Source organism: Marinobacterium sp. xm-m-383 (assembly GCF_013283255.1).
In the GTDB taxonomy this organism is placed as follows: domain Bacteria; phylum Pseudomonadota; class Gammaproteobacteria; order Pseudomonadales; family Balneatricaceae; genus Marinobacterium_E.
The window spans coordinates 33,735-46,769 of the sequence record NZ_WBYT01000002.1 but is presented as its reverse complement, the minus strand read 5'-3'; the positions used below and the strand labels follow the sequence as shown (position 1 = coordinate 46,769).

Here is a 13,035-nt window from a genome sequence, read left to right as displayed (position 1 = left end):
AGGATGCAAGATGCAAAAAGTTAATCCCAAACTCACCGCCATCGCCTATTTCATTATTGGCCTTTTAGTGTTTTACACACTTTTCCTAGATAAACCCATAACCAATGAGGATGATCGAATTATCATTTTTAACCAGCACCCGAATGGTGAAGAGATCAAATATGCACTTGGTTTGAACAGTTATATTGGGTTCGAAATGATTCCATTTAATATGCTTAACAAGCCTCTCTCTGCGACACATCTCCACCGAAGCATTAATGAATTTGATAAATATGCGGTGTATTTTGGTGATGACACGGATGGAGCTCTAACAACCGGCTTCATTCTCAGCGTCAGTGATTGCCTTAGCAGCCCTTCTATTTATCACTCACTCGTCAATCAGATACCTATCTCTTTTACTGCCAGTTGTGACGATAAGCGGGCCGATCTTCAATTTGTCACACCGACCATCCCAAATGACAACCAGCTACTTTTAAACATGTTTGAAAGCCATACGTTCATCGACTATCAACCGAAGTCTAGTTCTGATTTTACTATTAGATTTTCAATGGACGGATTCACTCAAGCGATGCACAGTGAATTTAGCGACGATTGATTCAAATGTTTCACGTGAAACTTTTTATCAAATAAGATTGAAACTTAGAAATAGAAACAAGGAGTTTGTTTCACGTGAAACAAATTAAAAAGGCGCCTATAGGCGCCCTTTCTCTAAAATACTAAACATTAAACATCTAGGTTAGAGACATTCAGTGCGTTGGACTCGATAAAGTCACGACGAGGCTCAACCTCATCACCCATCAACGTGGTAAACAACTGATCAGCAGAGATAGCATCTTCGATCGTCACTTTAAGCATGCGGCGCGCATCAGGATCCATGGTTGTTTCCCAAAGCTGATCAGGGTTCATCTCGCCCAATCCTTTGTAGCGTTGAATGTTACTGCCGCGACGCGCAAGACCCATCAACCATTCAATGCCTTCGCCCAACTCTGTCACATCCATACGACGTTCGCCACGCTGAAGGTAAGCACCATCCGCTAACAGACCAGAAAGCTCTGCCCCAAGATCAACGATCAAGTCGTAATCTTTAGAGCGGAAGAAGTCAGCCTCAAAACGGAACGCATTCGTAATACCGTGAAGCAATACATTAACCACCGGCACATAAGAGCTGTGCTCTTGGTCGTACTCAACATCCACTGTGTAGACTTCTGAACCCGACGTAACAATAGAATCTAGCTTAGCTTGTAGCTCTTTAGCCCAACCCTCTACCGTCGCTTTATCACCCAGCGAATCGGCCGCCAAACGCGGGACATAGAGTGACTGCATCAAAGCCTGGCTTGGGTAGATTCGCGAGAGACGGTTGATCATTGCCATCACCTTACGGTAGCGACCAAATAGCGTCTCAAGCGCTGCACCAGTGATAGCAGGCGCATCTTCAGCAGGATAGAGTGAAGTACCTTCCAAAGCACCTTGAAGCAGGTACATATCCATCGCTTCATCATCTTTTAGGTACTGCTCTTGCTTGCCCTTCTTCACTTTGTACAGAGGCGGCTGAGCAATGTAGATGTAGCCACGTTCAATCAACTCTGGCATTTGACGGAAGAAGAAGGTCAATAGAAGGGTACGAATGTGAGATCCATCGACGTCCGCATCGGTCATGATAATGATGCTGTGGTAACGAAGTTTTTCAACGTTGAACTCATCTCGGCCGATACCACACCCTAGTGCAGTAATCAGAGTACCGACTTCAGCTGAAGTCAGCATCTTGTCAAAACGTGCTTTCTCGACGTTAAGAATCTTACCTTTAAGCGGAAGGATGGCTTGAGTTCGACGATCACGGCCCTGCTTAGCAGAACCACCCGCCGAGTCACCCTCCACCAAGTAGAGTTCAGAGAGTGCCGGATCTTTCTCTTGGCAGTCTGCCAATTTACCCGGTAGACCAGCGATATCCAACACACCTTTACGACGCGTCATCTCACGCGCTTTACGCGCGGCTTCACGGGCACGCGCCGCATCCATCATCTTCTGCACAACCGCTTTCGCTTCAGATGGGTTCTCTAGCAAGTAGTTATTGAAGTGCTCTGCCATCAACTGCTCGACTGCTGTCTTAACTTCAGACGAAACCAGCTTATCTTTGGTCTGTGAAGAGAATTTAGGATCTGGCACTTTAACAGAGATGATCGCCGTTAGACCTTCACGACTGTCATCACCACTGGTGCTGACATTGCCTTTTTTGTTTAACGACTCAGAATCTATGTAGCTGTTCAAACCACGCGTCAAGGAGGCGCGGAAGCCCGATAAGTGGGTACCACCATCACGCTGTGGGATGTTGTTGGCAAAACAGTGAATCGACTCTTGGAATGAGTCATTCCACTGTAGAGAGACCTCAACGCCAACACCATTTTCATGCATCGCATTGAAGTGGAAGATACTGTTAATAGGCGATTTGTTCTGGTTAAGGAAATCAACAAAGGCTGCTAGACCACCTTCGTATTCAAAGACTTCTTCACGGCCAGAGCGCTCATCTTTAAGACGAATACGAACGCCTGAGTTAAGGAATGAGAGTTCACGAAGGCGTTTAGCAAGAATGTCGTACTGGAACTCGATGTTGGTGAAGGTTTCAGGGCTAGGCCAGAAGCGCACGATCGTACCACTGGTATCCGTCTCACCGATCACTTTTAGAGGCTCTGCCGGTACACCGTGGTTGTAAACCTGCTCGTGAACCTGACCAGCACGACGAATGGTCAAACGCAACTCAGTCGACAGGGCGTTTACCACCGACACACCAACACCGTGAAGACCACCTGAGACTTTATAGGTGTTGTCATCGAACTTACCACCGGCGTGGAGGACCGTCATGATAACCTCGGCCGCAGAGACACCCTCCTCTTCGTGGATATCCGTCGGAATGCCGCGACCATTATCGCTGACGGTAATACTCTCGTCAGCATGGATGGTTACGCCCACCTCACTACAGAAACCTGCGAGTGCCTCATCAATGCCGTTGTCGACCAGCTCGAACACCATGTGATGCAAACCACTACCGTCGTCGGTATCACCGATATACATCCCTGGGCGCTTGCGCACGGCATCAAGGCCTTTAAGAACCTTAATACTGGACGAATCGTAATCTTGGTTTGATTCACTCATAGATCTCTCCAAATGTCTGCTTTGCAGTTAACTGACCTGAATCGACGTTCAATAGGGCACCGTCAGTAGTTGCGCCCCATACCTCTAGCATTGAGCTTGGCTCAACACAGGTTACAAAACTTTGGCTGTTGCTCTGTTTCAAGAACGAGCAAAACGTTGCCAGGTGCTCTTTATCTAACTCAGCAGGGAGGTCATCGATCAAGTAGATACAGGAGTGACCTCGGGTAGCCTCGTAGAGCTGACCCTGCGCAAGTTTAAGTGCACTAACGACCAATTTCTTCTGGCCTCGTGATAAGTGCTCAGCGGCACTGCGACTTCCAACCTTGAATTTAAGGTCAGCACGCTGTGGCCCAAGGGAGGTAAATCCCTGACGCATATCACGTTCAAAACTCTCATTTAACAGAGTCTGTAGATCCTGATCTCTGTCCCAACCCGGGCTAAAACGTAGATCCGTAACGACCTCTCGAACCAACTGCTCAGCAATGCCTGTAAAGTGCGGTAAAAGGGCATCAACATAAGCGCTTCGAAGCTCTGTAAGTCGTTCTGCGTGAAGGATAAATTCTCTATCCCAAACCTCGCGTAACGACCGATCAATATTACCACGTTTTAGCAGTGAATTCCTTTGTTTTAACGCTCTTTGAAAGCCTCTCCAGACGGAAATAAACCCCGTAGAATGGTGAAATCCACCCCAATCGATAAATTGTCGTCTAACAGACGGTGAACCGTCTAAAAGTGTGAAACTTTCAGAGTCGATCACCTGCATCGGGACTAAGCCAGCAAGGGCCGTTAAGTCGATCTCTTCACCTCTGAAACGGGCACGCACATCGCCCTGCTGGGTTCGTTCAACACCTAGACCACCGGAATCAGATTCACCCTCAATCTTCGCAAAACAGGTCAGTTGTTGTTGGCCCTCAGAGATGACATATCGGCTCTGGTGCGTTCTGAATGAGCGGGCCACAGACAAGAAGTGAAGACCTTCCAGAATACTGGTTTTGCCGCTGCCGTTTTGACCGTGAATGATGTTGATATCCGCTGACGCATCAAAGGCCAGGGATTGAATGGATCGAAGATTAGAGAGTTGTAGTCGCTTGATGCGCATAAACAGAAAAGGCCGCCCTAGGGACGGCCTCTATTGAAGCGTTAATTACATGCGCATTGGCATGATGACGTAGGTTGAGTTTGGATCATCGAAGCCTTGAATCAGCGCACTGCTGTTTGCATCAGCTAAGGTGAAACGAACCACATCGGAACCAAGAATAGAGAGTACATCGAGCAGATAGTTAACGTTGAAACCGATATCGATCGAAGGACCTTCGTACTCAACAGCTACAGTCTCTTCTGCCTCTTCCTGCTCTGGGTTATTTGCCGTCACTTTAAGGTAGCCATCGCTGAGCGTCAGACGCACACCTCGATATTTCTCGTTCGATAGAATCGCAATACGCTGGAATACCTGACGCAGCTCTTGGCGATCACCAAGAACGACCTTGTCACCGTTTTTAGGGATCACTCGTTGGTAGTCAGGGAACTTGCCATCAACCAGCTTCGACGTGAAGGTGTAGTCACCGACATTGGCACGAATGTGTGATGCACCAATAACCAGTGTAACCGGTGAGTCACCACCTTGGAGTAATCGAGCTAGCTCAAGAATACCTTTACGAGGCACGATGATCTGATGCGCACCACCCGCTGGCACATCCGCTGCAGAAGCCGAAGTAGCCAGACGGTGACCATCGGTCGCAACCGAACGAAGTGAGTCTTCACTTACTTCCAGTAGCATGCCATTTAGGTAATAACGGACATCCTGTTGCGCCATAGAGAAGCCTGTCTTTTCGATCAACTGACGCAGTTCTGACTGTGGCAAGCTTAACTCGAAGGCTTGTGGGCTATCTTCAACATTCGGGAATTCAGACGCCGCCAAGGTTGTTAGTGAGAACTTAGAACGACCCGACTTGATGATCATCTTCTGACCGCTCAACTCCATCTCGATACGAGCGTCATCAGAGAGCGATTTACAGATATCCATCAGCTTGCGTGCTGGAACGGTCACTGAACCTGGTTGTGCCGGCTCTTGAAGCTGCACGCGCCCTACCAACTCGACTTCGAGATCGGTACCGGTTAGTGAAAGTTGATCACCCTCAGCCACCATCAGAATGTTCGAGAGCACAGGCAGTGTCTGTCTGCGTTCAACCACGCCGGCAACAAGCTGTAGTGGTTTAATCAAAGCCTCACGAGTGATGACGAATCTCATGCGTATTCCTATCTCAGTCTGTCAGTTAGGTCGTCAAATGACGAAGCAGGTTTTTGTAATCTTCTGCGATCTCAGCATTGCTGTCACGCAACTCTTTAATTTTTCGTGTCGCGTGCAAGACCGTGGTGTGATCTCGACCGCCAAATGCGTTGCCTATCTCTGGTAGGCTGTGGTTAGTAAGCTCCTTAGACAAAGACATAGCAACTTGTCTTGGACGAGCGACTGAGCGACTGCGGCGTTTTGAGTGAAGATCGGCTACACGGATCTTATAGTACTCAGACACCACTCGCTGAATGTTATCAATACTAACCTGTTTGTCCTGTAATGCCAGTAGATCCTTCAGCGACTCTTTGACAAAGGTCGTGGTGATCGGACTACCAGTGAAGTGAGCGTTCGCTATAACTCGCTTCAAAGCACCTTCTAACTCTCGGACATTACTACGAATCTTCTGTGCAAGGAAGAAGGCGGCATCATCTGGAAGCTTAATTCGCGCTTCGTGCGCCTTTTTCATAAGAATAGCGACGCGCGTCTCAAGTTCTGGCGGCTCAATAGCCACGGTTAGACCCCAACCAAAACGAGACTTCAAGCGCTCTTCCATGCCACCGATCTCTTTAGGATAGCGATCACTGGTCAAGATCATCTGCTGGCCACCTTCAAGTAGCGCATTAAAGGTGTGGAAGAACTCCTCTTGCGAGCGATCCTTGTTGGCAAAGAACTGAATGTCATCGATCAACAGTGCATCGACCGAGCGGTAGTAGCGCTTAAAGTCATTAATCGCATTCAGCTGAAGTGCTTTAACCATATCGGCTACGAAGCGCTCTGAGTGCAGGTAGACAATCTTAGCGTTGGGATTACGCTTAAGCATTTCTGCACCCACAGCATGCATCAAGTGAGTTTTACCTAAGCCGACACCACCATAAATAAAGAGTGGGTTGTAACCACCACCCGGGTTATCGGCCACCTGTTGAGCCGCAGCAGAGGCTAGCTGGTTTGATTTACCTTGAACAAAGGATTCGAACGTAAAGCTGGGGTTTAAACTGGTCTGATGGCGCAAACCACCCTCGACCTGCACCGTTCGCTCCATCACCTCTGGCTGAACCTCAAGCTCAGGCTGAATAATATCAGTAGAGGGGGCAACAATAGAGGTCGACGTGAATTCAGCTTGGGACTCTTGAGCCTCAACACGCATTGGCTTTGCTCGAGCCACTTCTGGTCGAGTACGAGTGACGGGTGAGGCAACGGACCCTGCTATGCTTATTTCGATAAGTGGCGCAGATTCACCACTCAAGCGTTCAACGACATCTTGAAAGCGGGTAACGAACTTATCCGCGACCCAATCCTTTACGAAACGGTTTGGGGCCAGTAGAACAATGTGCGACTCGGTCTCTAGATCCAAACGCAATGGGCGAACCCAAGTGTTGTACTGCTGTGACGGCAGTTCATCTTTTAGCGTTTCTAGGCATTGTTGCCATAGATCTTGAAACATTTGTTGAGTCCCAGTGGGTTTTTAGAAGTATGGTTGAATCTTATCCCCAATGGGTGCAATTATCCACAGAATTTTCAGATAAATAGCTGCAAGGTTTTTAAATCAATAGGTTACAAGCCCTCACAACCTTTGACCTATATCCGACTTTTTCCAGAACTTAACAACTAAATGACAGCTTTTTCATAAGTTATAAACAGACTTATTCACAAAAAACTGACAATCAACGTAAAAACAGGCACAAAAAAGGCTGCCGAAGCAGCCTTTTCAACGTAGATAGTATTACTCAGCCCATGGGTCCGACGCGTCAGCGCCCCATGGGTCGTCACCACCACCCATACCATCGATAGTGATCTCTATCGTATCCAGATCAACATCCAAAGGTGCATCAAGATTGTAGGTCACTATCTCTGGGAAGATGATGATCAACGCCAGTGATGTCAGCATAATCAGGATGAATGGAATAGCCCCTCGGTAGATCTCCATGGTCTTCATGCCATGTACCAAACGACCGGTAATCTCATCCTTGTAATCGCTCTTTGGAGCCACACTTCGCAGGTAGAAGAGTGCAAAGCCAAAGGGAGGTGTTAAGAACGACATCGACATGTTCAATCCAACCACGACGAGGAACCACACCATGTTGATGTCCATGTTTGCCGCAACCGGGCCAATTAGTGGCATCAAGATGAATGCTATCTCGAAGAAGTCGATAAAGAAGCCGAGTACGAATACCAATAAGCTGACAAATAGAACAAAGCCAAGCTCACCACCAGGGATAAAGCTAAACAGGTGCTCAATCCATAGGTCACCGTTTACTGCTCGGAAGGATAGAGCAAAGATAGATGAACCAACCAAAATAAACATGACGAAGGTCGACAGTTTGGCCGTTGAGTCCAGAGCCCCTTTGATAACCTCCAGCGTCAGACGACGACGGATGATCGAGAGCAATAGAGCCCCCACAGCACCCATTGCCCCACCCTCGGTCGGTGTTGCCCAACCAACGAAGATGGTTCCCAATACCAAGAAGATCAAAATGATCGGTGGCAGCATCGCGGTCAGAACCGACACCATCAGCTTGGTGCCCTGAAGAGTACGCGCCTCTGCTGGCAGTGGTGGAACCATCGCCGGTTTGAAGATCGACAATGCGAACATGTATAGAAGTAAGAAGCTCACAACCATTGCCGCCGGTAGCATAGCACCCATGTAAGCATCTTTAACTGACAGTGAAAGCACATCGGCCAGTACGATCAACACCAGTGAAGGTGGGATGATCTGTGCCAGCGAGCCGGCACTGGTCAGAAGACCCGCCGCTGTCGGGTAGTGATAACGGTATCGCATCATAACCGGCAAGGAGATAAGGCCCATTGAAATCACCGATGCTGCCACAACACCCGTCGTTGCCGCGAGGAGCGCACCGACAAGAATGACAGCATAACCAAGACCACCCGGTACTCGCCCAAACAACTGCCCTGCCGATTCAAGCAAGTCCTCTGCCATGCCTGAGCGTTGCAGGATAATCCCCATGAAGGTGAAGAACGGAATCGCCAGCAAAGTGTCGTTCTGCATAATGCCGTAGATACGTTCAGGTATTGCCTGAAGCAGCACCCAATCCAATAGACCAAGCTCATGACCAATGATCGCAAACAGAATGCCGTTAGCTGCCAAACTAAACGCAACTGGGAAGCCCGATAGAAGGAAGATGATCAGAGTGCCGAACATAATCGGCGCGATGTTATCCGCTAGAAATTCCATTTACGCCGTCTCCTGCTCGTCGTCCATGTTTACGTGACCACCTTTACTCAGCGGATCTTCGATATAGCCTTTTAGAAAAGCCCAGCGCTTAATCAATTCGCTGAATGCTTGGATGAATAACAAACCAAAACCGAGAGGAATCATTGCACGCACTGGCCAACGCAGCAGGCCACCCGCATTTTGACTCACCTCTTGGTTAGCATAGGTCTCTAAAAGATTGGGAATGGATTGTAGGCAGATGTAGAGGCTGACCGGCATCACACAGAAGAGCAGACCAATAACGTCAATCCAGTTGCGGGCTCTTGGTGAGATGCGCTGACTCACCACATCGATGCGTACGTGCTCATTTAGTTTAAGCACATAGCCCGCTGCCGCCGTAAACACAGCAGCGTACAGGTACCACTGCAACTCCAGCATTGCATTAGACGCGATACTGAACAGATAACGAGTTGTTGCGTTACCTGCACTGACCAATACCGCTGCAAGAATTAACCATTTAATGTAGTTGCCAACCCAGCCATTGATTGCATCAATGCCCGCTGAGAATTTCAGTAAAGCTTTCATTCCTTAAACACGCTCTCTGATCTATTTGTTCTAGCCTCGCAGTGTGACCGGTTTTCAAGTGTGGTACAAGAAGAGGTTGCAACTGGTCATACCAGAACAAACGATAGATATAGACTTAAGTCTTAATTTCAGATCGAAAAGCCTATTAAATGGCCATGTTTGAACCATCAAAGAGAAATTTAAGGGTTAACTGGTCCTACCAGATCACCTGATTAGTTAGACCAAAGTAGCAGGTTGATTCAGGCAAATAATTAATACTCTTGCATGGTGGCTGGTTATAGCTAGTATTAGCTGTGTCCTAACTAACAATAAACGCCGAAAAGGCAAACACAAGGAAATATCATGAAACGTAGAGATCTGTTTAAAGGTGCTGTACTAGCAGCAGCCGTTTCAGCAGCAACTGCAGCTTCAGCTGCTGAGCTTCCAGAACTTAACTGGCGCCTACAGTCGGCTGTACCTCCAGGTATCGGCTTCTACATGGGCGGTGTCTACTTCGCTGAAGAAGTAGAGAAGATGACCAACGGTAAATTCAAGATTCGTGTATTCCCTGCGGGCGAAATCGTAGGCACTATGCAGATCTTTGACGCAGTATCAGACGGTACGATCGAAGCAGGTCACACAGCGTCATACTACTACTTCGGTAAAAACCCAGCATTCGCTCTAGATACAACCGTTCCTTTCGGCCTTAACTACCGTCAGTTCCAAGCTTGGTACAACTTCGGTGGTGGCGGCGAAATGATCAAAGAGCTTTTCGCTAAATCGAACATCGTTCCATTCCCATCAGGTAACACGGGTGTACAGATGGGTGGTTGGTACAACAAAGAAGTTAAATCACTAGACGATCTTCAGGGTCTGAAGATGCGTATCGGTGGTATGGGCGGTAAGATCATCGAGAAGCTAGGCGTTGTGCCTCAGTCTATCCCGGGTGGCGATATCTTCCCATCACTAGAGAAAGGCACTATCGATGCAGCTGAATGGGTTGGTCCATTCGATGACATGAAGATGGGCTTCAACAAGGTTGCTAAGTACTACTACACTCCAGGTTGGTGGGAAGCGGCTCCAAACCTTTCTGTCTACATCAACAAAGAGAAGTTCGACGCTCTACCAGTTGAGTACCAGAACATTGTTGCAGCAGCAGCTGAGCGTGCAAACGTTAAGACAACTGCCTTCTACGATGCGAAGAACCCAGAATCACTTAAGACTATCCTAGCGGGTGGTACTAAGATGAAGGTCTTCCCGAAAGACGTAATGGATGCTGCTTGGGAAGCTGCACAGGAAACTTACAAAGAGCTTTCTGCTGAACACCCAGACTTCAAACGCATCTACGACAGCATGGCTGCGTTCCAGAAAGACCAGAACCAGTGGATGTCTGTTTCAGAAGGTCCTCTAGACGGCTACATGCAGCGTAAAATGCGCTAATAGCTCGTTTAGCTGATAAAAAACCAGCTCTCGGGCTGGTTTTTTTATGGATAGCAAACAAAAGGTTTGCAACTGCTTAGCGATTTCTATAGAATTTTGCGTCTCGATTTTTAGGCAGATGTCCATACAACATCTGTGACGTATAAATGACTTGTAATAGGACAAGGCAATGAAAAGAACATTTCAACCAAGCGTACTAAAGCGTAAGCGCAACCACGGTTTCCGTGCTCGTATGGCTACTAAAAACGGTCGTAAAGTGCTTGCTCGTCGTCGTTCACGCGGCCGCGCTAGCTTGTCTGCATAATTAAGCGGACTTGCTGAATGCCAAATGGCTGAGTTCGAATACCCTCGCCAGTTAAGACTTTTAACTGGCGGTGATTTCAAAAGGGTATTCGACAAAGCCGATTTTAAGGTCAGTGATACTCATCTACTGATTCTTGCCCGCCACTCCCAATCTGATCATCCCCGCATCGGATTCGTTTTTTCCAAAAAAAATATTCGCAGAGCCGTGAATCGAAACCGCGTTCGTCGTATCATTCGCGAGTCTTTTCGTTTTAACCAGCATCAGCTCCCTAATGTCGACATTGTTGTTTTATCTCGACGTGGTATTGATGAGCTGGAAAACGAGCAATTACATGCGCTCATAGCGAAAAGTTGGAAACGTTTAAACAAGCAGGCTTTAAAAGCCCAAACCTCAAATAAAGGTAATGGTTAATTCGCCATGGATATACAGCGAGTCATTCTACTCGGCGCACTCGGTCTAATCTCATACATGCTGGTTCTCCAGTGGAATGCTGATTACAACACTCCCGTCGCAGCACAACAAACTCAAACTGAATCAGTTTCAGCGTACCAGCCAGCCGCAGGTAACGACCTGCCAAGCGCAGCGCCAGCAGCTGAAGCTGATCTACCCACCGCAGGTGCAGCAACGTCCACACTGGCTGCAGCAACAGGTGATCTGGTCAGTGTAACCACTGATAAGTTCGGCATTCTGATCGATCCACGCGGTGGTGACATCATTGAAGTCAAACTGCTTGATCATAAAGCGACGTTGGAAGGCGAAGATCCATTGGTTCTGCTTGAGCAGAACGCTAACCGTACCTACGTAGCCCAATCAGGCTTAGTTGGCCCTAATGGCCCAGATGCGTCTAAAGAGGGTCGTCCACTCTACTCAGTTGCTGAAGCTAGTTACGACATGGGCAGTGCCGATACACTGGCTGTAGATCTGAACCTAGTCGATAACGGCGTAGCCATTACTAAGCGATTCACCTTCACACGCGGTAGCAACGCCATTGCGATGGACTACCTGATTGCCAACAACAGTGACTCAAACTGGCAAGCGACTCTGTTCGGTCAACTTAAGCGTGATCGCAGTGCTGATCCTTCAGAAACAACCGATATGGGTATGCAGTCTTACCTAGGCCCTGTGTTCTCAACTCAAGAGAACAACTACAACAAAGTCAGCTTCGATGATATCGACGACGGCCGTTACAGCGAGAAGAGCCAAGACGGTTGGGTTGCAATGATTCAGCACTACTTCATGAGTGCTTGGATCCCTAATCCAGGTCAGGAGTACACCTACCAGGCCCGTCAGCTTAACGGTAACTACATTGCTGGATTCTTAGCACCCTCTGCTGTTGTTGCTCCAGGTCAGACAGGCCAGATCTCGGCAACGCTGTATGCGGGTCCTAAAGATACTGATCAGCTGGAGAAGATCGCTCCGAACCTAGATCTTACGATTGACTTCGGTATTCTCTTCTTCATCGCTTCACCGATCTACATGGTTCTTAAGTGGCTCTACTCGATCGTTGGTAACTACGGTCTTGCCATCATCTGTGTCACGATTTTGGTGAAAGCTGCCCTATTCCACTTGAATGCTAAAGCGTTCAAATCGATGGCAAAAATGCGCAAGTTCGGTCCAGAGATGGCTCGTCTTAAAGAGCTCTACGGTGATGATCGTCAGAAGATGTCTCAGGAGATGATGAAGCTCTACTCGAAAGAGAAGATCAACCCTCTCGGTGGCTGTCTTCCTATCGTTGCTCAGATGCCGATCTTCATCGCACTTTACTGGGTATTGATGGAAGCGGTTGAAATCCGTCACGCGCCGTTCATTGGTTACATCCAAGACCTGTCGCAGATGGACCCTTACTTCATCATGCCTATCTTGATGGGTGCGACCATGTTCATTCAGCAGCTGCTGAACCCAACGCCTCCAGATCCAATGCAGGCGAAGATCATGAAGATGCTTCCAATCGTCTTCACCTTCTTCTTCCTATGGTTCCCAGCGGGTCTGGTTCTATACTGGTTGGTGAACAACGTCCTATCGATTGCACAGCAGTATGTAATCAACAAACAGATCGAAGCGGGTGATTCTAAATAAGCAACTTGCAGCTTAAATCCCCACGCGACACACTAGGGCTCT

The 13,035-nt window shown here is 48.0% G+C and carries 11 protein-coding genes; 5 read left to right on the top strand and 6 right to left on the bottom strand.

Going from position 1 to position 13,035, the window contains the following annotated elements; genetic code table 11:
- Positions 1-10 precede the first annotated feature (10 nt).
- Positions 11-595, top strand: coding sequence for a hypothetical protein (locus XMM383_RS03785; RefSeq protein ID WP_173482175.1), 585 nt, complete (start codon positions 11-13; stop codon positions 593-595).
- 128 nt (positions 596-723) lie between these two features.
- Here the strand turns inward: XMM383_RS03785 and gyrB are convergent, their stop codons facing one another.
- From gyrB to XMM383_RS03755, 6 genes are all read right to left on the bottom strand, one after another.
- A complete protein-coding gene (gene gyrB, locus XMM383_RS03780) occupies positions 724-3,147 on the bottom strand; it encodes a DNA topoisomerase (ATP-hydrolyzing) subunit B (protein WP_173482174.1) in 2,424 nt (807 codons plus the stop codon).
- Positions 3,140-4,246 (bottom strand): DNA replication/repair protein RecF, encoded by a 1,107-nt coding sequence (gene recF / locus XMM383_RS03775; RefSeq protein ID WP_173483711.1) that lies wholly within the window; start codon positions 4,244-4,246, stop codon positions 3,140-3,142. The genes gyrB and recF overlap by 8 nt, the downstream gene beginning before the upstream one ends.
- Before the next feature lie 45 nt (positions 4,247-4,291).
- Positions 4,292-5,395, bottom strand: a complete 1,104-nt coding sequence (gene dnaN / locus XMM383_RS03770) for a DNA polymerase III subunit beta (RefSeq protein WP_173482172.1) — start codon at positions 5,393-5,395, stop codon at positions 4,292-4,294.
- A 25-nt stretch (positions 5,396-5,420) separates the two neighbouring features.
- Positions 5,421-6,881, bottom strand: coding sequence for a chromosomal replication initiator protein DnaA (gene dnaA / locus XMM383_RS03765; RefSeq protein WP_173482171.1), 1,461 nt, complete (start codon positions 6,879-6,881; stop codon positions 5,421-5,423).
- A 279-nt stretch (positions 6,882-7,160) separates the two neighbouring features.
- The gene (locus XMM383_RS03760; RefSeq protein ID WP_173482170.1) at positions 7,161-8,630 is read right to left on the bottom strand and encodes a TRAP transporter large permease subunit; all 1,470 of its coding nucleotides are present in this window, start codon (positions 8,628-8,630) and stop codon (positions 7,161-7,163) included.
- A complete protein-coding gene (locus XMM383_RS03755) occupies positions 8,631-9,194 on the bottom strand; it encodes a TRAP transporter small permease subunit (protein WP_173482169.1) in 564 nt (187 codons plus the stop codon). It lies immediately after the preceding gene.
- 342 nt (positions 9,195-9,536) lie between these two features.
- On the opposite strand from XMM383_RS03755, the gene XMM383_RS03750 reads away from it, so the two are divergent.
- The 4 genes from XMM383_RS03750 to yidC all read left to right on the top strand — a co-directional run bounded on the left by XMM383_RS03750 (position 9,537) and on the right by yidC (position 12,993).
- Complete coding sequence (locus tag XMM383_RS03750) at positions 9,537-10,613, top strand: TRAP transporter substrate-binding protein (RefSeq protein WP_173494538.1); 1,077 nt, start codon at positions 9,537-9,539, stop codon at positions 10,611-10,613.
- Between the two features lie 169 nt (positions 10,614-10,782).
- Entirely contained in the window at positions 10,783-10,917 is a 135-nt protein-coding gene (rpmH, locus tag XMM383_RS03745) for a 50S ribosomal protein L34 (RefSeq protein WP_173482167.1), read from the top strand.
- A gap of 24 nt (positions 10,918-10,941) precedes the next feature.
- On the top strand, positions 10,942-11,328 hold the full coding sequence (rnpA, locus tag XMM383_RS03740) for a ribonuclease P protein component (RefSeq protein WP_173482166.1): 387 nt from the start codon (positions 10,942-10,944) through the stop codon (positions 11,326-11,328).
- Positions 11,329-11,334: 6 nt separating this feature from the next.
- A complete protein-coding gene (gene yidC, locus XMM383_RS03735; protein ID WP_173494537.1) occupies positions 11,335-12,993 on the top strand; it encodes a membrane protein insertase YidC in 1,659 nt (552 codons plus the stop codon).
- Positions 12,994-13,035: the final 42 nt, after the last annotated feature.

Coding starts and splice junctions, on each gene's coding strand:
- XMM383_RS03760 (WP_173482170.1), bottom strand. CDS start 8,630: ATGGAATTTCTAGCGGATAACATCGCGCCGATTATGTTCGGCACTCTG.
- yidC (WP_173494537.1), top strand. CDS start 11,335: ATGGATATACAGCGAGTCATTCTACTCGGCGCACTCGGTCTAATCTCA.
- rpmH (WP_173482167.1), top strand. CDS start 10,783: ATGAAAAGAACATTTCAACCAAGCGTACTAAAGCGTAAGCGCAACCAC.
- XMM383_RS03785 (WP_173482175.1), top strand. CDS start 11: ATGCAAAAAGTTAATCCCAAACTCACCGCCATCGCCTATTTCATTATT.
- recF (WP_173483711.1), bottom strand. CDS start 4,246: ATGCGCATCAAGCGACTACAACTCTCTAATCTTCGATCCATTCAATCC.
- dnaN (WP_173482172.1), bottom strand. CDS start 5,395: ATGAGATTCGTCATCACTCGTGAGGCTTTGATTAAACCACTACAGCTT.
- dnaA (WP_173482171.1), bottom strand. CDS start 6,881: ATGTTTCAAGATCTATGGCAACAATGCCTAGAAACGCTAAAAGATGAA.
- XMM383_RS03755 (WP_173482169.1), bottom strand. CDS start 9,194: ATGAAAGCTTTACTGAAATTCTCAGCGGGCATTGATGCAATCAATGGC.
- gyrB (WP_173482174.1), bottom strand. CDS start 3,147: ATGAGTGAATCAAACCAAGATTACGATTCGTCCAGTATTAAGGTTCTT.
- rnpA (WP_173482166.1), top strand. CDS start 10,942: ATGGCTGAGTTCGAATACCCTCGCCAGTTAAGACTTTTAACTGGCGGT.
- XMM383_RS03750 (WP_173494538.1), top strand. CDS start 9,537: ATGAAACGTAGAGATCTGTTTAAAGGTGCTGTACTAGCAGCAGCCGTT.